This window comes from [Clostridium] aminophilum, assembly GCF_900101295.1.
Classification (GTDB): domain Bacteria; phylum Bacillota; class Clostridia; order Lachnospirales; family Lachnospiraceae; genus Clostridium_R; species Clostridium_R aminophilum_A.
Map to the genome: position 1 here is coordinate 1 of NZ_FOIL01000033.1, position 22,104 is coordinate 22,104.

General features: G+C 48.3%; 19 protein-coding genes, 1 tRNA gene, 1 pseudogene and 1 riboswitch. Of the genes and pseudogenes, 6 read left to right on the plus strand and 15 right to left on the minus strand.

Translation table 11 applies throughout. The features are described from left to right. Positions 1-9: 9 nt before the first annotated feature. Positions 10-111: riboswitch (TPP riboswitch) on the plus strand. Between the two features lie 478 nt (positions 112-589). The 5 genes from BMW41_RS09450 (at position 590) to BMW41_RS09470 (ending at position 5,407) form a co-directional block, all read left to right on the plus strand. Continuing rightward, positions 590-1,234, plus strand: coding sequence for a YkoF family thiamine/hydroxymethylpyrimidine-binding protein (locus BMW41_RS09450; protein WP_083378874.1), 645 nt, complete (start codon positions 590-592; stop codon positions 1,232-1,234). Between the two features lie 5 nt (positions 1,235-1,239). Continuing rightward, positions 1,240-1,833 carry an ECF transporter S component gene (locus tag BMW41_RS09455; RefSeq protein WP_074649885.1) on the plus strand — a complete coding sequence of 198 codons (594 nt, stop codon included), beginning with the start codon at positions 1,240-1,242 and terminating at the stop codon, positions 1,831-1,833. 148 nt (positions 1,834-1,981) lie between these two features. After that, positions 1,982-3,490 (plus strand): ABC transporter ATP-binding protein, encoded by a 1,509-nt coding sequence (locus tag BMW41_RS09460; protein WP_074649866.1) that lies wholly within the window; start codon positions 1,982-1,984, stop codon positions 3,488-3,490. A 23-nt stretch (positions 3,491-3,513) separates the two neighbouring features. Beyond that, entirely contained in the window at positions 3,514-4,257 is a 744-nt protein-coding gene (locus BMW41_RS09465; protein WP_074649867.1) for an energy-coupling factor transporter transmembrane component T family protein, read from the plus strand. Continuing rightward, complete coding sequence (locus BMW41_RS09470) at positions 4,229-5,407, plus strand: Abi family protein (protein ID WP_242870329.1); 1,179 nt, start codon at positions 4,229-4,231, stop codon at positions 5,405-5,407. Before BMW41_RS09465 ends, BMW41_RS09470 begins: the two co-directional genes overlap by 29 nt. 404 nt (positions 5,408-5,811) lie before the next feature. On the opposite strand, the gene BMW41_RS09475 is transcribed toward BMW41_RS09470, so the two are convergent. Together BMW41_RS09475 and BMW41_RS09480 are read right to left on the minus strand one after the other, a co-directional pair. Beyond that, complete coding sequence (locus BMW41_RS09475; protein ID WP_074649869.1) at positions 5,812-6,987, minus strand: carboxylesterase family protein; 1,176 nt, start codon at positions 6,985-6,987, stop codon at positions 5,812-5,814. A 479-nt stretch (positions 6,988-7,466) separates the two neighbouring features. Continuing rightward, positions 7,467-7,787 (minus strand): hypothetical protein, encoded by a 321-nt coding sequence (locus BMW41_RS09480; RefSeq protein ID WP_074649870.1) that lies wholly within the window; start codon positions 7,785-7,787, stop codon positions 7,467-7,469. Positions 7,788-8,151: 364 nt separating this feature from the next. Between BMW41_RS09480 and BMW41_RS09485 the strand changes: the two genes are divergently transcribed. Next, the gene (locus BMW41_RS09485; RefSeq protein ID WP_074649871.1) at positions 8,152-9,546 is read left to right on the plus strand and encodes an ATP-binding protein; all 1,395 of its coding nucleotides are present in this window, start codon (positions 8,152-8,154) and stop codon (positions 9,544-9,546) included. 43 nt (positions 9,547-9,589) lie between these two features. Here the strand turns inward: BMW41_RS09485 and BMW41_RS09490 are convergent. The 13 genes and pseudogenes from BMW41_RS09490 to rpmH form a co-directional block, all read right to left on the minus strand. After that, positions 9,590-9,663 (minus strand) — tRNA-Arg (locus BMW41_RS09490). 197 nt (positions 9,664-9,860) lie between these two features. Continuing rightward, on the minus strand, positions 9,861-10,745 hold the full coding sequence (locus BMW41_RS09495) for a DUF3881 family protein (RefSeq protein WP_074649872.1): 885 nt from the start codon (positions 10,743-10,745) through the stop codon (positions 9,861-9,863). Positions 10,746-10,911: 166 nt separating this feature from the next. Beyond that, the gene (locus BMW41_RS09500; RefSeq protein WP_074649873.1) at positions 10,912-11,481 is read right to left on the minus strand and encodes a DUF4446 family protein; all 570 of its coding nucleotides are present in this window, start codon (positions 11,479-11,481) and stop codon (positions 10,912-10,914) included. 14 nt (positions 11,482-11,495) lie between these two features. After that, positions 11,496-12,377 carry a ParB/RepB/Spo0J family partition protein gene (locus tag BMW41_RS09505; protein WP_420341570.1) on the minus strand — a complete coding sequence of 294 codons (882 nt, stop codon included), beginning with the start codon at positions 12,375-12,377 and terminating at the stop codon, positions 11,496-11,498. A gap of 371 nt (positions 12,378-12,748) precedes the next feature. Beyond that, entirely contained in the window at positions 12,749-13,513 is a 765-nt protein-coding gene (locus BMW41_RS09510; RefSeq protein ID WP_074649886.1) for a ParA family protein, read from the minus strand. Between the two features lie 574 nt (positions 13,514-14,087). Beyond that, complete coding sequence (gene rsmG, locus BMW41_RS09515; protein ID WP_074649875.1) at positions 14,088-14,816, minus strand: 16S rRNA (guanine(527)-N(7))-methyltransferase RsmG; 729 nt, start codon at positions 14,814-14,816, stop codon at positions 14,088-14,090. 217 nt (positions 14,817-15,033) lie between these two features. Next, positions 15,034-16,947, minus strand: coding sequence for a tRNA uridine-5-carboxymethylaminomethyl(34) synthesis enzyme MnmG (gene mnmG, locus BMW41_RS09520; RefSeq protein ID WP_074649876.1), 1,914 nt, complete (start codon positions 16,945-16,947; stop codon positions 15,034-15,036). Positions 16,948-16,999: 52 nt separating this feature from the next. Further along, positions 17,000-18,379, minus strand: coding sequence for a tRNA uridine-5-carboxymethylaminomethyl(34) synthesis GTPase MnmE (gene mnmE / locus BMW41_RS09525; RefSeq protein ID WP_074649877.1), 1,380 nt, complete (start codon positions 18,377-18,379; stop codon positions 17,000-17,002). A gap of 392 nt (positions 18,380-18,771) precedes the next feature. Continuing rightward, positions 18,772-19,617, minus strand: a pseudogene (gene jag, locus BMW41_RS09530) (RNA-binding cell elongation regulator Jag/EloR); the annotation flags it as partial. A 15-nt stretch (positions 19,618-19,632) separates the two neighbouring features. Then, complete coding sequence (locus tag BMW41_RS09535; protein WP_074649879.1) at positions 19,633-20,931, minus strand: YidC/Oxa1 family membrane protein insertase; 1,299 nt, start codon at positions 20,929-20,931, stop codon at positions 19,633-19,635. Between the two features lie 40 nt (positions 20,932-20,971). Beyond that, positions 20,972-21,184 (minus strand): membrane protein insertion efficiency factor YidD, encoded by a 213-nt coding sequence (gene yidD, locus BMW41_RS09540; RefSeq protein WP_074649880.1) that lies wholly within the window; start codon positions 21,182-21,184, stop codon positions 20,972-20,974. A gap of 18 nt (positions 21,185-21,202) precedes the next feature. Beyond that, positions 21,203-21,544: a ribonuclease P protein component gene (rnpA, locus tag BMW41_RS09545; RefSeq protein WP_031472053.1), complete on the minus strand. Its 342-nt coding sequence runs from the start codon at positions 21,542-21,544 to the stop codon at positions 21,203-21,205. Positions 21,545-21,688: 144 nt separating this feature from the next. Further along, positions 21,689-21,826 (minus strand): 50S ribosomal protein L34, encoded by a 138-nt coding sequence (gene rpmH / locus BMW41_RS09550; RefSeq protein ID WP_031472055.1) that lies wholly within the window; start codon positions 21,824-21,826, stop codon positions 21,689-21,691. Between the last annotated feature and the right edge of the window lie 278 nt (positions 21,827-22,104).

Genomic DNA, 22,104 nt, shown 5'->3' on the forward strand with positions numbered 1-22,104 from the left:
TAATAGGAATCGCAATTTTGGGGGAACTCTTCGGAGCTGAGAGGACAAACCGTCTGACCCTTTGAACCTGATCCGGCTAATACCGGCGTAGGGAAGAAATTCGATATCAGCCGCAGGCTATTTTTCGGAGCTTTCTTACGAGTAAGAAGGCTCCTTTTTTTATTTCATAGGAAATTTCTCCGAAATTCCCTATGAAATAAAAACGCTCCGCGAGGATGCGCACGCCGCTGTAAGCAAATTCACTAAGCTCGAGAAAACCTCGCTAAGTGAATTTCCATGGCACGCACTAAGCTCGAAAAGACCTCGCTAAGAGCTTCGCCAAGGAAGCTGTCACCATACGGTGACCAGCGGCGGCGCGCAAAGTCCGCGGGGCTCCCCTCAGGAATGAGGGGATGGGGGAGCCGAAGTCCGCTTGCGGACTTTGTTCCGCGGGCAACGATCCAACGCCTGCGCTTGCAAGAGGACTTTGTGCTTCTTTTTTCTTTACTTTACTTCACCGGAATAGCGTTTCTCTCAAAATGCTGCAATGACTCATCACCTCAACCGGACCGCAAAATATGCGGTCCTGCCGAAAGAAAGGAGACAACACATGGATAACAATTCCTGCGGATGCAATGTCTGCAGTACAAGAGAGGATCTTCCCTGGGAAGGAAGAGGAACCGATCTTCCGATCGCCGGATGCCGATTCACACTGTATCCGATGACGGACCGCTACGTTGACATCATTCTCGGTTCTCTTGAAAAGACGGATACCTCTTATGTCTGGAGCGAAACAGACGCTCTCTCGACCGTCTACCGCGGAAAACTTCCGTACGTTGCAGATGCGGTGAAAGCACTGTTTGTCAATGCCTACCGTTCCGGCGTGCATATGGCGCTCGAAGGACAGTTCTCCAAGGGATGCCCGGGAGATATTGCCGGTGACAGCCTGCTGGAAAAGGATGGCGAAGCGCCGAATGCGAAATCAGCAGAAGGAATCCATTTTCCGGTAAAATGCAAACTTGCGCTCTATCCGATGGGCGTCGGCAATTATATCGACGACATTGCCAAAGTATGGTACATGGCACAGGACCGCGGCCTGGAGCCAACCACCATCCATTACGCAACGCGCATCAGCGGAGACGTGCATGATGTCTTCGACTATCTCAGGGATGTCTGCGCCCTCATGGATGAATCCGCCGTATCCCATTATATTCTGCACTTTACCGTAAACTGCAACAGTCCGACAAAGGAGTAATGATCATGACTAAAAACAATGAATGGAAATTAAAAGATGCGCTGATGATCGCCATCTGCGCGGTGCTCTTCGGTATCCTGCTGCTCGGCGCGACCTACGCCGGCGGCATCCTGTACGGCATCCTTGCCCCGGCGGGGATGGGTTCTCTCGGATATGAGCCGTTCTACGGAATCTATTTCATGCCGGCGGCATTCTGCATTTACATCATGAGAAAGCCCGGAACCGGCATGATTGCGGAGATTCTTGCCGCCATCATTGAGACACTCCTCGGTAATTTCTTTGGACCGATTGTGATCCTGTCCGGTGTCGTACAGGGCATCGGCATCGAACTCCCGATCGCACTGAAGAAGTATCGCGATTTTGGTCGTCCGGTCATGATCACGTCCGCAGTGGTCTGCTCCGTACTCACACTGATCTACAACTGCTTTGTCAGCGGATATAAAATGATCGCTCTCCCGATTCTGGGTGTGATGCTGGTTGTCCGCATCATCAGCGCCGTCTTTTTCTGCGGTATCCTCACACCGATCCTCGGTGACAGACTCTCAAAGGCAGGAGTTCTCCGCGGTTATGCGATCTGCGAGGAGGACGCGCCGGCGTAATCCACTGGCGAATACTTAACCCAAAAAGAAAGAGCGAACATCACTTTTTCTTTCTTTATCACGGCAGCAATTTGCCGTTCTTTCATGACAAACAGCCCGCGCTGCAGCTCTCCGCAGTCGCGGGCAATGCTGCAATAAGGAGAAACCAATGACGACTTCCAAAATTGCGATCGATCTGAGCGATGTTACATTCCGCTATTTTAAGAATGGAAAACGGAATGTGATCGACCATGCCCGTCTGTCCGTTGAAGAAGGAACGATTACCGTTCTCATGGGCGCCAGCGGATGCGGGAAAAGCACCCTCTCGGCGCTCATCGCCGGTCTCTATCCGGAAAATGGCGGTTATCTTGAATCCGGCAGCATCCGTCTTTTCGGAAAGGAAGTATCGGAATTGGCGGTGAATGAGCGGGCGAAATATCTCGGATTTGTCTTTCAGAACCCGGATTTACAGTTCTGCATGGATACGCTCCGCTCGGAACTGATCTTCTGTCTGGAAAACATCGGAATTCTGCCGGAAGAGATGGACCGGCGCATTCAGGAAACCGCCAGAGCGTTTTCTGTGGAAGATCTTTTGGATCGTAAGCTGTGTTTCCTCTCCGGCGGCGAAAAACAGATCGCGCTTCTGGCCTGCATTGATACGCTGAAAAGCCGGATTCTCGTTCTCGATGAAGCATTTGCCAATGTTGACCGGGAAAATGCGCTGCAGCTTCTATCCTTCATCCGCCGCCTGAGGGAAAGGGGGACTACGATTGTCGCCATCGATCACCGGATTGATCTCTGGAAAGACACTGCCGACGAATTCATTGTCCTCGGAGAGGGCGCCCGGATCCTTGCGCGCGGCATCCACCGGGAGAATCTAAATTCCTTCCGGGATCTCTTTGACCGGGAAGGACTCTTTGAAATCCGGGAACGAAAAAGAAAGAATCATTCCGCTCCGACGTTCTCTCCGCAGATCTCCGCACCGGATGAATCAACGATCCTGCGCTTTGAGAATCTCACTGTCCCGTATTCTCGAGATGATCCTCGCCTTCTTTTGGAAAATGCCTGCGCTTCTTTTCAAAAGGGGACCATGACCGCGATTCTCGGAAAAAGCGGAATCGGAAAAACCACCACTTTTCTATCCGTTTTAAAGCAGCATCCCTACTTTGGAAAAATCGTTCTTGACGGAAAAGAGATTCGAACGCTGCGGAAAAAAGATCTCTACCAAAAAATCGGCATTGTCTTTCAGAATCCGGCAAACCAGTTTCTCACCCAGAATGTCTGTGAGGAAGTGGTGGAAGGACTCCGCATCTGGAATAAAGGACTTTCCGAAACGTCATTAAAGGAAACAGCAGAAAAACTCCTTGAGCTCTACGGTCTTTCCGACAAAATGCGCTACTCGCCGTATATGCTCTCCCAGGGACAGCAGCGTCGTCTTGCCGTTCTCTCCGTTCTTACCGGAGGGCAGAAAATCCTTCTTCTGGATGAACCGACTTACGGACAGGATTATCGCGGAACCGCGGCAATCATGGAGCATCTGGAAAAACGGATAAAAGAAGACGGCCTGACGGTCATTTTCATCACCCATGACCGGACGCTCGCAGGAATGTACGCCGACCGGATTTATGAACTGACCGACCGCCGGCTTCTTCCGGTGGATCCGCTCTCACTGTTATGAAGACAGAAAGGAAAGGTGGCTCAATGAAACTGGAAAACCTGAACCCATCCGTCAAGGCTGCGGCTGTCATGATCGGCGCGATCCTGCTCTCTTTTTCCTATCTGATCAGCCTGAATCTGATTCTTTTTATGCTTTGCCTTGCCGGTCTTCTGTTCTTTTCGGACGCCCGTGCCTCCCGAATCGGAAAGATCCTGATTCCGGCATTTCTTGCCGCATTCGGGCTGTTCATGATGGGACTTTTATATGCAAAAGGAAGCTCCGTCACGGATGCGGAACTGACCGGAGTCTCCGGCGTTCCCTATGCCGTCCGCGCGGCCATGTCACAGAATCTGCGCACGGCGCTGCAGCTGTCGACCAGACTTCTCGCCTTTGCCGGTCTCGGCATTTTCTTTGCGCTGTCGACCGATGGGGAAGACTTTATCTTTTCACTGATGCATCAATGCCGTCTCTCCCCGAAGTTTGCCTACAGCATTCTTGCCGCATACAATCTCATGCCTCATATGATGCGGGAATATCAGCAGGTTCGCACTGCCTTTGCCGTGCGCGGAATTCCTGCCGGTCCCCTGTCCATGAAGCCTCTCTTCACCATGCTGGTCAACAGCATCCGCTGGTCTTCCTCCGTTGCCATGTCCATGGAATCCAAGGGGTTTAGCGGTAAAAGAAACCGCACCTTTTACCGGATTCCTTCGGTGAAATGGTACGATATCGTCTTCTTTGCCGTTCTGATCGGTGGAATCCTTGCGGGGATGGTTTTTCTCAAAATCTGATTTGTATTTCACAGTCGCTTTTTCCGGTCGGCGACTGCAGGTAAAGATTACCCTGTCAAAAGCAAATCAAAGCGTCTCCGCCAAATGCAGAAATCGTGTAACAATTGAATTTCAGCTTAATCCTTGCTATACTAGCCTCACGATCAATAACAAGGGGTTTGTAACGATTATGGGATATAAAACAACGGATGGTTTAATGCGCCACTTAAGAGACAGTGGAATTGCGATTTCCGGCAGCAAGCAAAAACGTCAGCTAACCAATACTGGTTACTTTCATGGATATAAGGGGTATCGTTTCTTTAAAACCGCCTCCACACGCCTCCCCTTTACCTCGTACGATGAGGTCTATGCAACTATTCAGTATGATTCAGATTTGAAATCTCTTTTCTATGGAAAGATGATGTTTATCGAGACCGCTCTCAAAAACATCGCTCTTGAGGGTATTATGCGCCATACTAAATCTGAAGGCATCCAGGTAATGTACGATAAAGCAATCAGTAGCTATAATAATGCGCCTTCATCGGCCACTCCCGAGCAACGAAAAAAGCTTCAACAATATAAGCTCAATCTGCAGAATTCCATCCAGGGAAGTCTTGCATACGCATATAAGAAAAACAATCCCAAAATCACTCATTTTTACAACAACGTTGGCTACTCTGAAGTTCCCGTCTGGGCCCTCTTTGAAATCATGACAATGGGCGATTTTGGTCAGCTTTTATCCTGCCTTACTTATGATGTTCGGGATGACATTTCAAAACAAATCGGATTCAATTTGGCTTGCGATACCAACCGAGAATTGGTTTACAAATATGTTTACACTCTCAAAGACCTTCGTAATGCAATCGCACATAATGCAGTCGTGTTTGACACACGCTTCAGAAATATTGACCCTTCACCTGCAATGAAACAATGTCTAATGCAGGATGTGCATTTACCTTATATTAACTTTAAAACCATCGGTGACTACGTCATTCTAATGTCGTATTATCTGAAGAAGCTGGATGTACCTAAAACAGAAATCAAGGCATTTATTCGCGATTTTGAAAAACTCACACAAACATACAAAAACGCTGTGAACCCAACCGTTGCCGCAATCGCTATTCATCCAGATTTACCGGCTCGGATGACCGCCCTTAAAAATTTTCTTTAATCGCTTGAAGTCCTTCCAGATCCGTAGTATAATACTACCACGAATTGGGATATGCGTTTGCGGACGCATATTTGAGAGAGTCGGGAAACCGGCTCTCTTTTCATTTTAAACCCTTCAATCTATCTCTTACCAACACTATTCCTCCTCAGCCAGACCGTAAAAGGTGCCTTCGGCACTTCAACTCCCCTGCCCCTCAATCTTGAGGGGTAAGGGGTTTTCTTTTGCCGTTTGTTGCATCATAATGATTCTATGAATATTATAAAATAAAAAAGCCCTTCACCTGCATGTGCACCTGCAGGAAAAGGGCAGCAAAATAGCCAGGACACTGGGTAAGCACCTGGCTATGTAAGAGTCATATGCATTTTAAGAGGACGACAAACTGGAAGCTGTCAGCCAAAGCTATATTATTTGCTTTGCTGGAACAGCCATTCCATAACCGCAATACAGTTATAAGCATAATCGAATGATGCCATATGGTAAACGGAACTGTTTGTTCCTCCTGAAGGGCCACCGCTCATGCCGGAAGAATCGCCGCTGCCGGGACCTCCAAAACTGCCAGACGGTTTTTCTCCGAAACCTCCGAAACCTCCGCTGGGAGCACCGGATCCTCCCATGCCGCCGCTCTTAGGCTCAATCGTTCCTGTTGTCCATGAAATGAAATACTGATCTTCATCTGCGGCAAACAGCTCCTGCGCGGCTGCAGAAAGTTCATCAACCGACCAGTTGCCGTCCCATTGAGCATACTTATAGGAAGCGGCATCCGTGTCAAACATGGCCATCACTTCCTGCGCTCCGTTCCATGCATTGGTGTCATCCTCTGCTGCGAAATATACAAAGGTCTGATTTTCCAGCCCTGACAGAGTACTGGTATCCCACTGGCCGTCAACGAACATGCAGGCCGCATACAGACCTGGATATTCTGATGCAAGGATAAGTGTCGTCATGCAGCCCATGGACTGGCCGGTACCGTAGATACGTTTTGTATCGACGGCATATTCGTTGCTCATGTAGTCGATATAACGTTTTGTGAGCTCCACATATTCGGTCGTGGTGTAGCTGCCATGGTCATCCAGGATCGTTTCCGGATAGGTCGGCACTGCAACGATTGTCGGATAGACCGATTGCCATTCTTCCGTAGCCCATACAAGACCGCCGCGCCCTTGTGTCAGGGATACCGTAGCATCACTTCCGGCACAGCTGGAATCGCCGATGAAGACCACCATCGGATAGGAACCGGACGCATCGTAGCCTTCGGGCAGATACAGGTTATAGGTGATGGAAAGACCGCTCTCGGAATCTGAGTAAGTCTTCTGCTCGAACTTGTCTGCATAGGTAGCGATGAGCGTGTCCTCATCCTCTGCCAGCGTGTTGGCAACGGTACCGATGGCTGAAGCAGTCTCAGCGGATTCGCCTGTACTTGCCGTGTCTGCCGTTACCGTCGTTTCCGCTTGCTCCTGCGTGGACGCAGACGCATTATCCGTTGATTGAGTGGTTTCTCCCTGTGAGGAAGAATTCCCGCAGGCCGCCAAAGAGCAGATCATGACTGCCGCGAGAAATAGTGCGAGTGTCTTCTTGAACATAAAAAGTTCCTCCATTCTTTGATTTTGGAGCGTTTTATATTGCGAACTACCATCCGCAGCAGCTTTATCATACTGTACTGCACAGTTTACTGCCTTATCTTTAAAGCAATCTTAATTCCAGTATTAACGATAAACAGCGAGTTGTCGGGACCATTTCATTCTGACTTTTCCGCAATCATACCACAAGATCATTAACAAAGTGTGTCAGGATCAAGAAAACTTCAAGATTGCATCAATAAACCAAGGTTGATACTGGCTTCCTCCAAAAGTACATCCAGTATGCCGGCACCGGCAGTCACAGGCTTTGGCGAGTTAGCCGCGTAAAAAAGCGGAATTCCGTCTTTCAACGAGATTCCGCCTGTAAATCCTGTTCGCGACGCGATTCGAACGCGCGACCTTCCGCTTAGGAGGCGGACAAAAATTTTTTTTAATGTTTCTTGAAATTTACACGGTCAAATCGTAATTTGATCAGCGAGATTTTACAGATTGTTTAGATCAATATCGTTTTGAATATAATATTTTCCGTTGTTCTTTTTTTCAAGATAATCAACTGCATCCTTGATTGCCTGAATGAATCGACGTTTTGTGTCCAGATCCGAACATCCATGGAACGAAAATTCCTTTTCTGTGTCTTCAAAGAACGTATCGTAAATGTCACTCACAGCATTAAAGAGTTCACTGAGCTTTTCGTCATCTGCCCATTCGGGCGGATTATCATTGTCGATTATTTCACCCGTTTCATCGTAAAGCCAGAGGCAGTAGGTATTGTATTCGAGAAGGATTCGGATTGTTTTTAGCATGTGTTATTCCTCCATACTTTTAGGGTTAGCACTTACAACATAGCCGTTTGTACCAACTTGAACAGCCACCCGATGGTGCTCTCCATAATATATCACTTCGTAAACGGTTCGGGGATTTCGTTTTCCCTGGGTTCCGACGATATTCCCTTGATGAACAGCTTCCAGGACAAAGTTTGGAATTTCTTCGTTCGATATTCCATGAGCAGTGAAAGCACCTCTGATAATGTCCGTATAATGTTATAAAATATTAAAATCCTGTATTTATGCGGGTTTGCAATGTTTAAGCAATGTCTATATAATGTTGTTATAATGTTCAGGTAATGTTAAATAATGTCATAGCTAATCACGAAAGAGGTATTTGCAAATGAAGATAAATAAAATATACGCAGATGTCTTGGCTGAAGATATGGATAACGAATATAAATCTGTCCTCAATCCCGATAATCCTGTTAAATGGGCTAAAACATTAATCGGATACGCAAACGGTAAAGGCGGTATTCTTTTTGTTGGAGTATCGAATGAAGGAGAAGCATTTGGAATTAGTCTTGATGAAATTGATAAAACAAAACTCCTTATCGCTAAGGTCAATGACAGATATATTTTCCCACATATTAAGATCGGATATATGATGAGAAGTGTTGATGAGGATGCAGAACGTTTCGTATTAGCAGTACATGTGACACCATCAGACTCCATTATAAGATGGCGTGAAGGAGATTTTAACGAAACGGTTTATATAAAAGGCGATGGATATTCTACGCCTGCAACACCGGAAGAAATAATATCTCTGTCAAAGAAGAAATATGGCGTTGATAACGAAACCAGTGATATCTATTATTCTGAACAAGTCTGGACTGAATATATTGAATTATGTAAGGAATACAGAAAAGACAAATCAGCCCCGTCGCTAAAAGAACTGCAAAATGAAGAAGCTGTATCCAAAGAGGGCCTTGCAAAATCGGGATTAATCATGTTTAAAGATGGCTATTCCGGTGATGATTCACTTATTTGCTGCCGCTTATGGAAAGGCAAAAACAAAACAGGAACGGTACTGGACAGTGGCCGGTTCAAAGGATCTCTTGCTAACGTATTTAGATATACCATGAACTTTATAGAACGAAATACTAAGACTGGTTGGCAGAAAACTATTAATGGCGGACGTGAGGAGATTCGTTCATACCCCAAAGAAGCTGTGCGCGAAGCCCTTGTAAATGCAATAGCACATCGAGATTATTCCATTGCGGGAACTCAGATTGATGTTGACATATACAATGACAGGATTGAAATAGTTTCTCCCGGCTCATGGCTTCTGCCAATGAGCTATGAAGAATATCCGGTAGGATCAATTCCATCGATCCGCAGAAACTCTATAATAGCAGCATGTCTTGACGTTGCAAATTTAATGGAACGTGGCGGAACAGGATTTCAAACCATGATGAGAAGTTATGCAGACTGTGAAGAATCACTCCAACCGGTAGTAACAATATATCCTGGATTCTTGAATCTTAGATTATTTGATAAGCTCTATAATAAAGATTTCATTACTCCCGATTTTGAGCAGCTGTCAGATAAGGAAAAAATAATTGCCCTCTTATCACAAGATGGTCCCAAACCGGTTAAAGAACTTCAGAAATTTGTAAATCATAAAAATAGAAGCTCCTTTTTGCGAGAAGTCATAAATCCATTGATAGAAGCCGAACTGATTTATCGAGATGGTAATCCAAAATCACCAACATCACTAATAAAAATAAAGAAATAACAGACGAAATTCCGTCTTTCAACGAAATTCCGCCTGTAAATCCTGTTCGCGACGCGATTCGAACGCGCGACCTTCCGCTTAGGAGGCGGACGCTCTATCCAGCTGAGCTACGCAAACAAAAAGAAAATAATCGGGCGACTGCAATTCCTGCAGCCACCCGATTATTATACTGTCTTTTTATATTTCCGTCAAATAAAGGCCGGAGATTTCAAAAACTAAATTCCAAAGTTCCAACATGACGCCAATAAAACTCTAATAAAACTCTAATAAAACTCTAATTAAGCTCCAAATTAACAAATCACATTCCATCGAAATCACGCCACGGTAAAATTCGCGATGCCCTGCATCCAGATTTTCCCCTTAAAGCGGCGGCCGACCGCCGGCTCTCCGAGAAGATCCTCCCGGTTGACCGCAACGCGGAAACGGATTCCGTTGCAGCGGATCAGCATATCATAGACGATTTCTTCCGTGATCCGGTTCTTTTTTTCTTTCAGATCCTCGATCATGCCGAGCACCTGATACTGGTCACTCTCCAGACCGGACGGAAGGAACGTGGAATCCACAATCGAATAGATGTCTTCATTTTCCACCCGCTTGATGATCTGATTAAAGAGATCATACTCGCTGAACGTCAGCGCTTCCATCGCCTCCGCATCGCCGTCACGGGCCGCCTTCAGCATCTCATTTCTCTTGGATGTCAGAATGATATCCTTCTCTTTCTGTTTCTCTGTAAACTGAATCGGCAGAAGAATTGTTCCCTCACTCGCCAGTGCGGAAAGCCGGACGCCCGAAACATCCAGACGCGGACCGTATTTCATGAATTTATCCCGGTATTCGATCGGATTCAGCAGATAAAAGATCAGTGACACTCCGACCGCATATTCGTCCAGCATGCCTGCAAATGTCTCTTTCTCGGCATGACGCTGAATCGTACACTGCTCCCTGGAAGAAACCAGTCCGCTCTCAATATACGGGTAATAATAGCGGATATCCAGCTCATCCCGATCGTTCATCTGTCCGAACATCGCGATACCGAGTCCCGGTGCGATCTCATTTCGGATCTCACAGAGTGTGCTGTCGCGATCGGTCTGGAAAAACCGGGCATTGTCCGATTCTTTGGCCAGGACTTCCAAAAGCGCTTTTACTTCATTTTCCCGTCTGTAATTGGAAAAACCGATGGTTCTCAGATACTTATGCATACTTTTCCTTCCACTACGACTATTTCACGGGTGTCCCATCGAAATGACATATTGCATTTTCCACGTATCGGAAAATCATAACAATCACAGGATTTTCTGAAGAACAATTTCTCTGCGGTTTAAAAAATCCCTGCAAAAAGATTTTCAGGAGCGTTACTCTCGTAACTTAAACTTCCTCCTCCGCCGCTTCTTCCTCCTGCGGATTTTCTTTTCTTCTGCTTCTTCCCGGTTTTCCGATATATCCGAGTGCCTGCTCCAGGGCCTCTCTCTCCTCATTTCCGAGAAGAACCTCCGTCCGGCCTTCCAGAACATCCTTCATATAGAGATAGCAGCCGTCTCTGGAGTGAACCGAATTCAGGACAAATCCGGTGTTGTTTTCATCGAGAAGAGCGATGGCAAAACTGAGGTTTCCGCCCATTCCCTTAAATGCATTGTATTTTACCATGCCAAGTTTCCGGAAACTGGACTTTACGATCTCCATCGCATAATCCATCTTCTCCTGATTGGCATTGGCAGAATTCCGGAGATCCTCCGTCTCATCCACCAGATCCAGAATGACATCCTCCAGTGTCTCGGCATCTTTTCCTCTCATAAAAACGTCATAGCGCCGGTAAAGTCTCCGGTACTGAAAGATTACTCCGGCCATGATCACCAGAGAGATCACCGTAATCACCATCAGCGTAATCAGAATAATTCCCGGATCAACGGGAAAATGGTTTAAAATGCTGTTTTCCATTTTTCGATATCTCCTTAATCACGAAGGGACTGAAGCATCTCTGAAATCCGCTCCAGCTCATCCGCAGAGTAGTATTCAATCTCTATTCTGCCGCGGCCCTGTTCTTTCCTGCGAATCTGAACTTTTGTCCCCATCACCTCTTTCAGCCGGTCTTCCAGCTCGCGGTAAAAAATCCCCAGTTTGTCATTTTCTTTTTCAGCCGGCTCCTTCTTTGTATCCGGTTCCGGCTGCGTCAGCTTCTTCACCAGCTGTTCAGTCTCGCGAACACTGAGTTCTTTTGCTGCGATCTTTTCCGCGACCGCAGCCTGCTGTTCGCGGTCGGTCAGCCCAAGAAGGGCTCTCGCATGTCCGGCGGTCAGTTTACCGTCTACCAGCATGTTCTGAACCTTTTCATCCAGTTTTAACAGTCTCATGCTGTTGGTAACCGCGACACGGCTCTTGGACACTCTGGTGGAGATCTCCTCCTGTGTCAGTCCGAAGTCCGTGATCAGCGTATGATAAGCCTTTGCCTCTTCAATCGCGTTCAGATCGGACCGCTGAATATTCTCGATCAGAGAAACCTCCATCATCTCCTGACGGCTGTAATCCCGCACAATCACCGGAACTTCACGCAGTCCGGCCAGTTTGGAGGCACGATATCGTCTCTCTCCGGCGATGATTTCATACCGCTCATTCTTTTTGGTGACAATCAGCGGCTGCAGCACCCCGTAGGTACGGATGGAAGCGGCCAGCTCCGCCAGTTCCTCTTCATTGAATTTCTTTCTCGGCTGCTCCGAATTGGCATCAATCAGCGCAAGGCTTACTTTCTGTGCCATTCCCTCTTCCGTCAGACCGATGAAATTCTTCTGCGGTTCCGCGGTTCTCTCCGAAGTTTTTTCTTTTTTCGAAACCGGAATCTCCGGATCGGTGAGAACCGGCTCGACATTCTTTGGTTCCGTTCTGCCGGATTCTGTTTTTTTTGCGGTCTTTTGGGCAGAGGAACTCTCATTTTTCTTTTTTGATGCCGCTGTTTTTTTCCGTTTTGGCTCTGTATTCGCCTTTTTCACGGTCGGAGCGGATTTCTTTTCATTCTTCTTTTCACTCTTTATTTCCTTCGCTTCCGTTTTCTCCCCGGAATTGACTTTTTCCTCGCGCTGCTCCGCCTTTTTTTCTTCAATATCTCCGAAAAATGATTCCAGTCCTCTTCCGAGTCCCCTTCTTTTTGACATGTCCGATCCTTCCTTTCTCCGATAACTTTCTGATCAGAATTCGCTGAATTCCCGGGTGATTACCGGTTCAGACGGATAACTTCCTTTGCCAGACTGCGGTAACTCTCCGCGCCGCTGGATCGGGAAGAATAATGATTGATCGGAAGACCGAAGCTCGGTGCCTCCGCAAGCCGTACATTTCTCGGAATCAGTGTCTTGAAAATGTGTCCCTGGAAATTCTCGTGCACATTATTCACCACTTCCGAAGCCAGATTTGTTCTGGAATCAAACATCGTAAAGACAATTCCTTCCAGTTTCAGATCCGGATTCATCTTTTTGGATACCAGTTCCACCGTGCGGAGAACCTGGGAAAGACCTTCCAGCGCGTAATACTCACACTGGATCGGAATCAGTACACTGTCTGCCGCGGTCAGAGAATTCAGCGTCAGAAGACTCAGGGACGGCGGGCAGTCAATGATGATGAAATCATACTTGTCCCGCACCTTATTCAAAACTTCAGACAGGCGCTTTTCTTTCTTCTCCGTGCTGAGAAGTTCTATCTCCGCACCGGCCAGATCACTGTCAGAAGCAATGACATCAAGAGAATCCTCTGCTCCCCTCTGCACGCACTCTTCAAAAGAGGCATCTCCCATCATCAGCTCATACACGGTATTGTCGATTTCTCCCTTTGGAAGACCGAGGCCGCTTGTCATGTTTCCCTGCGGATCCATGTCTACCGCCAGGACCTTCTTTTTCTTTTCTGCCAGGCAGGCCGACAGATTGATCGCTGTCGTTGTCTTTCCGACGCCGCCCTTCTGATTCGCTATCGCAATGATCTTGCTCATGTTATCCTTCCGTTCTCTCTCTGTTTTCTTCCGACTGTCTCTTCGGATCTCTTTTTTCTCTTTTTCTTTCAAAGACATATCGCGCTCATCGTCTTTTATGCATATTATGCATTTTACTTTTTTAAAATCCCGTTTAAAATCATAACCGTTATTTCAAAAGATCCGCTCGTCTTCCCGGAACAGTTTTGCTGTGTTCCTGTCCATTGTGGTAAAAGAATGCCGTCCGCAAGCGTACTTCGTTTTCTTCATCTCCGCAATCCCGAGGGCGCCCCGGAGACTTTGTACGCCGCCGCTGGTCACCGTCAGGTGACAGCTTCCTTGGCGAAGCTCTTAGTGAAATAGCGTGCTGCGGCTGGTTTTCTCGCGCTTAGTGAATTTGCTTACAGCGGCGTGCGCATCCTCGCGGAGCGTTTTTGTTTCATAGGGAATTTCGGAGAAATTTCCCATGAAACAAATAAATGTTTCACGTGAAACATTACCCTATGTTTATTGATTATACCATAGGAACGTTTCACGTGAAACATCTAATCACATATTCAATCACCTGTCATCGCAATTACTGAAACCAGTGCCTTCAATGCAGCGGATCTTTGGAAGGGGTTCCGGCCTTTCTCGGATAGATCTTCGGCGTAGCAGTCATCTTCCGGATCATCACGATTTTTCGTTCATCTCCGTTCGGGAGCCGGAATTCCGTGATATTCTCGATTTTTCCGCCCAGCTTTTTCACCGCACCATCCGCCATCTGCATCTCTTCTTCCAGTTTTCCGGATTTGTACGGAGCAAACAATCCGCCTTTTTTCACCAGCGGAATACAGTACTCCGACAGCGTTGCAAGATTGGCAACCGCTCTGGAAACACAGATATCATAGACCTCACGGTGCTCCTTCATCCGTCCGAAATCCTCGGCTCTGGCATGAATGGCGCGAATTCCGGAAAGACCGTTCTCCTCGGCACAGGTTTCCAGAAAACGGATTCTCTTTCCCAGAGAGTCCACCAGTGTCACATCCAGATCCGGAAAAACAATTTTTAACGGAATCCCCGGAAAGCCGGCTCCGGTCCCGACATCCACCAGACTTCCGCTGATTTCCGCCGGGTTCTTTACGGCTCGAATCAGCGATACACTGTCGGTAAAATGCTTTGTTATTACGTCGTTCATCTCGGTGATGGCCGTGAGGTTCATGACCTTATTCCACTCAACCAGCATTTCAAAGTAGTGATAAAACTGCTCTGTCTGCTTTCCGGTAAGCGAAATTCCCATCTCCGACATTTCCCGCTTCAGGCGGGCCACAAATTCTTCGTTCATTGATTCATCCTGTCGTCCTGCGGGACGCTTCTGCAGTCTTTTGTTGATCTGTTTCATCCGTTTTCCAACGGATCACTTCCAAAAAAGGATTGTTTTTTGAATATTTATTCAAGAAAATTCATTTTTATTTATATATATTTAAAATTTTCTTTGTTCATCACAGGAGAGTTTTCCGGGCTATGGTCTCTTTTTCTCTCTTCTGCTTTCTTCGTCCTCTTTACTTTTCGGATCCGTTCTCGTGGTCCCCACTCCGGTGATTCTGTTCCAGCCATACCATCAGGACCGACACATCCGCCGGTGATACGCCGGCGATACGGGATGCCTGACCGATGTTTTCCGGCTTCATCTCGTTCAGTTTCTGCACCGCCTCGATCCGCAGGCTCCTAATCTGACTGTAATCCATATCCGGGCTGAGTTTCCGGTGTTCCATCTTACGGAACTGCTCTACCTGGCGCTGCTGCCGGCGGATATATCCCTCATATTTGATGTTGATATTGATCTGACGGATGGTCTCTGGATCGGTGATCTCCGGACGGTCCGGGTCAATCGGCGCAATCGCCTCATAACTGAGTTCCGGCCGGCGGATCAGCTCTGCCAGCGATGCCGCGGTGGAAAGCGGCGTGCTGCCGGCCTGTTCCAGAAAAGCACCGGTCTTCGCGGATGCGCCAACCTTGATGGCGGAGAGTCTTTCGATCTCCGATGCGATCTGCCGTTTCTCTTCACACACGCGCTCCCAGTGTTCGTCGCTGACAAGCCCGATCTCGTGGCCGATCTCCGAAAGCCGGAGATCCGCGTTGTCCTGGCGAAGAAGCAGCCGGTACTCCGCACGGCTCGTCATCATCCGGTACGGCTCGAAGTTTTCCTTGGTGACCAGATCATCGATCAGAACCCCGATATATGCTTCGGAACGGTCCAGAATCACCGGATCTTTTTTCTGAAGCTTTCTCGCCGCATTGACGCCGGCGATGAATCCCTGCACCGCCGCCTCCTCATAACCGGAACTTCCGTTAAACTGACCTCCCGCAAAAAGTCCCGGAATCTTCTTGAATTCCAGCGCCGGGGTCAGCTGATTCGCATCGATACAGTCATACTCGATGGCATAGGCGTTGCGGACAATGCGGACATTTTCCAGTCCCGGAACCGTGCGGTACATCGCATACTGCACATCCTCCGGCATGGAACTGGACATGCCGTCCACATACATCTCATTGGTGTAAAGGCCCTCCGGCTCAATAAACACCTGATGACGGTCGTGATCCGGGAATTTCATCACCTTGTCCTCGATGGACGGGCAGTATCTCGGTCCCTTTGCCTTGATGCGTCCGGAATAGAGCGGCGAACGGTCGATATTCTCGCGGATAATCCGATGGGTCTCCTCGTTGGTATAGGTCAGCCAGCACGGTTCCTGCTCTTTCTGAACCGATTCCGGATCAGTCGAGAAGGAAAACGGCTGAACATACTCGTCTCCCGGCTGAATCTCCATTTTGGAAAAATCAATGGTTCGCTTATCGACTCTCGCCGGGGTACCGGTCTTGAAGCGTCGGATCTCAATTCCCGCTTTCTCAAGGGATTCCGTCAGATGGTTGGCCGCCTGAAGTCCGTTCGGCCCCGTATAATTGCTGACATCGCCGTAGATGCAGCGCGCACGGAGATAGGTTCCGGTGCAGAGAACGACCGCTCTGGTATGGTAAATGGCGCCGGACCAGGTTTTTACGCCGGCAGCCACACCGTTCTCCACGATCAGTTCCGCCACTTCTGCCTGACGGATCGTCAGGTGTTCCGTATTCTCCATGGTCGTGCGCATGGCTTCGCTGTACTCGCGCTTATCCGCCTGTGCGCGGAGGGAATGAACCGCCGGTCCCTTGGATGTATTCAGCATTTTGGACTGAATGAAGGTCTTGTCGATATTTTTTCCCATCTCACCGCCCAGCGCGTCCAGCTCCCGGACCAGATGCCCCTTGGAGCTTCCGCCGACATTGGGATTGCACGGCATAAGCGCAATGCTGTCGACACTGACCGTAAAGACGATGGTCTCAAATCCCATGCGGGCGCAGGCAAGAGCCGCCTCACAGCCCGCGTGTCCCGCGCCGACGATGGCAATGTCATAGGTTTCTTCTACTACACTTGACATGACTATTTCCTTTTTATCAATAATTTCTTCTATTTAAAATTTTTCAATTTTTTTATTTTCCCATACAGAATCGGGCAAAGATCTCATTGGCCAGATCATCTCCCAACTCTTCTCCGAGAATGGTTCCGAGCTGCTCATAGGCATTCATCAGGTCAATGGTAAAGAAGTCTTCCGGCATTCCGTCATCGATGCTCCGCACAACCATTTCCAGGCTGTTTTTCGCCTCACGGACCGCATTCTGATGGCGGACATTCGTGATGACCACCTCATCATTAAAATCAATACCGCCAGAGAGGAACATTTCCTCGATCCGGTCTTCGATCTTCTCAATGCCGGTCTTCTCCTTTGCCGATACCGGAATCACGTACTGTCCGGTCTCCTGCTCCGCTCTTTCCTGTGTGATCTTCAGATCCAGATCCGTCTTATTCAGGATCACAATACACTTTCGATCCCGGATCATTTCAATAATCTCCCGGTCATTATCGTCGAGTTCCTTCGATCCGTCAATAAGATAAAGGATGAGATCGGCTTTTTCCACCAGATCTCTTGCCTTCTCCACGCCGATTTTCTCCACGGTGTTGTCCGTATCACGGATGCCCGCCGTATCAATGATATTGAGGCTGATTCCCCGAACACGGAGATTTTCCTCGAGCGTGTCTCTCGTCGTTCCCGCGATATCGGTGACGATCGCCCGCTCCTCGCCGAGAAGGGCATTCATCAGAGAGGATTTTCCGACATTCGGTTTTCCTAAAATGACGGTTTTGATCCCCTCCCGGATCACCCGGCCGCTGCCGAAATTCTTCTCCGCCTCTTTCATCTCCGCAATCAGCGGAAGGAGGCGGCTTCTCAGTTTTTCCGGATATCCGTCCAGTGAAATGTGCTCGGGATCATCGAGCGCCGTCTCGATAAATGCGGTCTCATACAGAATCTTTTCGCGGAGTTTCCGGATTTTCTCCGAGAGTGTTCCGCGAAGCTGCGCGATCGAGCTCTCCATCGCGTAATCGTTTTTTGCCTCAATCAGGTCCATGACCGCTTCCGCCTGTGACAGGTCGATCCGTCCTCCGAGAAAAGCGCGCTTTGTAAACTCGCCCGGTTCTGCCAGCCTTGCCCCGTGATTCAGCACGGCCTGAAGAATCCGTTTCATCACGAGAACGCCTCCGTGGCAGTCAATCTCTGCGGTATTCTCCGTCGTATAACTGTGAGGTGCCCGCATCACCATGACCAGAACCTCATCGATCACTTCGCCGTTCTCTTCGATATGTCCGTAATGAACCGTATATCCCTTACACTCGGAAAGCTTTAAATCCTTTTTTTCCGGACGAAAGATCTGATCCATGATCTCCAGGCTGTCTTCTCCGCTCACGCGGATGATTCCGATTCCGGAATTGGTCAATGCTGTCGCAATGGCAGCGATCGTCTGTGTCGTCTGCATGATATTATCCTTCCTTCTGAAAAGAGCCATGCCGTAACCGGCATGGCTCCTGCCTCCTGTCCCTGTCTAAGCGATCAGGTATTGGATTTTACGGAATTTCCGTATTTCTGCATATCTCTCTTCCACTTCGGAATCTCTTCCTCTGCGTTCCTGACCGGAGCGGTTTTTACCTCCGGAGCTTTGGTCTGCTCTACCGGAGCGGATTCCTGTTCCACCGCTTCTCCTGCGGCATTGTGAGAATATCCGCCGCGGAAGCTGCTGCCTCTTCTTCCGGCATTGTTCCAGCTGCGTCCGCCATTCCCGTTTCTTCTCGGTCTGCGGTCGCCTCTGTCCGGACGGCCGTCGCGGCGGTCGCCGCGCTCTCCGTCTCCGTGGTCTTTCCGCTTCGGGAAGATGGTAACGTGACGGTACGGATCTTCGCCATCACTCTTGGTCATGACGTACTGGTCATTCTGAAGTGCGGAGTGAATGATTCTTCTCTCATACGGATTCATCGGCTCAAGGGATACCGGTCTGCGGGATCGCTTTACCTTATAGGCAATATTTCTCGCCAGTGTCTCCAGAGTCTCTTTTCTTCTCTCGCGGTAGTTTTCGGTGTCAAGTTTGATGCGGATGTATTCCTGACCGCTCTTATTTACCACAAGGCTTACCAGATACTGAAGGGAATCCAGTGTCTGTCCTCTCTTGCCGATGAGAACGCCCATGTCATCGCCGCTGATCAGAACCGCAAGTTCCTTTTCCTCAGCACGGAATTCCGCTTTCACCTCTGCGGTAAATCCCATCGCATGGAACACATCGTTCAGGAACTTTTCAGCATCACGGATCACGGTCTCCGGATCTGCCGCTTTTCTCGGCTTCTCACTCTTCGGTGCCTTCTCCTCGGATACGGCCGCTCTCTTTTCCGGAGCAGAAACCGCCGGCTTCTTCTCTTCCTTTACCGGCTTCGGGGATGCTGCCCGCTCCTCTTTCTCTGCCGGAGCCTTTTCTGCCTGAATATCATCATTGACTGCCTTCGGGGAAACACTCTTCAGAATCTCTTTTTCGATTTTCTCCACTTCGTCCGATTCTGGCTTCTTTCTTGCGCGAATGACTGCCGGCTTAGCACCGAAACCGAGGAAACCGGCGCTTCCCTTTTCAATCACTTCATATTCGATCTTATCGCTGGTGACCTGAAGCTCGATCAGGGCTTCATTGACCGCTTCATCTACCGTCTTTGCGGTAACTGTAATAAAATCCATGCTTCTGCCTCCTGATTACTTCGCTTTGTTTTCGTCGTTCTTTTCGTTGAACTTCTTCACCATGGATGCCTTTGAAGCCAGACTTCCCGGTTTTGCTTCACCCTTCTGATAATATGCGGAAGAATCCTTCTGATTCTTCTTGGAAGCATTCTTTGCAAGAGACGGTCTCTCAACTTCCGTGAAATCATTTCTGGATGCGCTGACTTTGACGTTGCTGTTTGCATTCAGAAGCGGCAGTCCCTGCTTTGCTCTCTTGCGGTTTGTCTTCTCGAGATTCTTCTCAATCAGCTTATTGATGTCAATTTTTTCCATGTACTTATTGACGAGGATCTGCTGGATCAGAGTGACAAATCCCTGAACCACCCAGTAGATACCGATCGCGCACGGAAGTGTAAAACAGATAAATACCGATACCAGCGGCATGGTTACCGTCATCTGGTTCATCATGCCGGCTCCCGGAGTGTCCGGATCCGCCTTCGGCTGATTGGCGGTCATCAGTTTTGTGGAAGCGTACTGTGTAATACCGGAAAGCAGCGGAATCAGCCACGCAAGGCTGATGGCGGTGAAGCCCTGGAACGGCGCCTCCGCAAGATTGATTCCGAGGAAGGTATTCATCTCACCGATGTGTGCAGCCGCCTCGGCAACTTCCGTGGAAGAAAATGCGCCCGCAAAAGCATCTTTCAGAGCCGTCCACTGTGTATCCGTCATTTTATAAAGGAAATCAATGATAAAATTGTTGATTTCCGTATTGCCGTATTTTTCCGGATCATCCAGACCAAGGTTGGAAAGACTCGTCAGAAGCTTTTCCCATCCGTTATTATTCGCAAAGTCAACCAGCGACTGAGCGGCAGAGGTTCCGCCGAGGGAATCCGCTACGGTCTGATAAATGTTCTTGACCGACGGAACATACGCCGGAATATTGTAGATAACGCGATAAAGGGCAAAGATGATCGGAAGCTGGATCAGCATCGGCAGACATCCCGCCGTCATGTTGTATCCGTACTTCGCATAGACGGCATTCATCTCCGCCTGCTGCTTCTGCATGGAAGCCTGATCTTTCTTACCTTTGTATTTCTTCTGGATTTCTTTGAGCTCCGGCTGCATGATACTCATGAGTCTGGAGGATTCCTGCTGTTTTACGGTCAGCGGGAACAGAATCAGCTTTGTGATCACGGTGAACAGGATGATACACAGTGCAAGATTATAAATTCCAAAGCTGCTGGTGATTTTGAACAGGAAATCCATAATGTATCCGAAGATTGTCGCAATCGGACTAAGAATGGATCCTGTCTTTGTGGCTACAAATAATTCCAAAGGGAACCTCCTCTTTATCTGCCTTGGCAGATTTTACCTGTTATGGGACCGGATCATAACCGCCTTTTGCAAAAGGATTACACCTCAATATCCTTTTACAAGCAAGAAAACCGCCTTTTAAAGCGCCGTATTTCTGGATCGCTTCGATAGCATACTGCGAACAAGTAGGTGTGTATCTGCAGTGAGGTCCGGTCATCGGGGAGATAAAGAGCTGATATCCCCGGATCGCCGCCAGCATGATTTTCCTGACCATATTCCTTTCACTCCCGGCTTACAATTCTGATAAAATGTTATGAAGTCCGCATAAGTGCTCGAATGCACTCTCAATCTGTCTGTAATCCGCGTCTTTCGCGGCCACTCTGGCAACCACGACGATGTCTAATCCTTTCGTGAGCTTATCCTCGCGGAGTCGGAAAATTTCACGAAGAAGTCTGGTAATGTGATGACGCACAACACTGTTACCTACTTTTTTGCTTACGGAGATACCGATTCTGGATTCCGTGTGATCGGCCGGAAGGACATACATCACCAGAAGACGGTTTGCGTATGACCTGCCCGTCCTGTACACCTTTTTGAAGTCATTGTTCTTTCGGATTGAATGAAATCTGTTCATGTGCCTTCCGTTTCTATCCCGTTTCGTTTTTTCCCTGTTTTACATTTTATACTAACAAGAGGCCACAATGATTCATTGCGGCCTCTTGTTGCTCGGCCTGCAGGGATAGCAGACCTATCGTATGTATTCCCTTTTTTCTGCTGATTAAACAGTAAGAGAAGCTCTGCCCTTAGCTCTTCTTGCAGCCAGAACTTTTCTGCCGTTTGCAGTCTTCATTCTTGCTCTGAAGCCATGGACTCTGGATCTCTGTCTCTTCTTCGGCTGAAATGTCATCTTGCTCATGGGTTTTACACCTCCTTATATTTCTCTTTCGCCGGCCCTGGCGGCCGTACTGTCGCGCACCCCTTATATACTGAAGCGCATTTCTGCTTCAGTCCGGGCGTGTTCGCGTCATATCCACATATTTTCTCTATTCTATTGCGGATTAAACATCTTCCCAATTATATAGGAGATACCGGGGTTCGTCAATGATTAAATCTTGAAATTTTACGCTCTCAAAATATCCCGGTGGATGGATCCACCTTCTTTCACATATGTATTCACATTTTTTTGAAATTAAT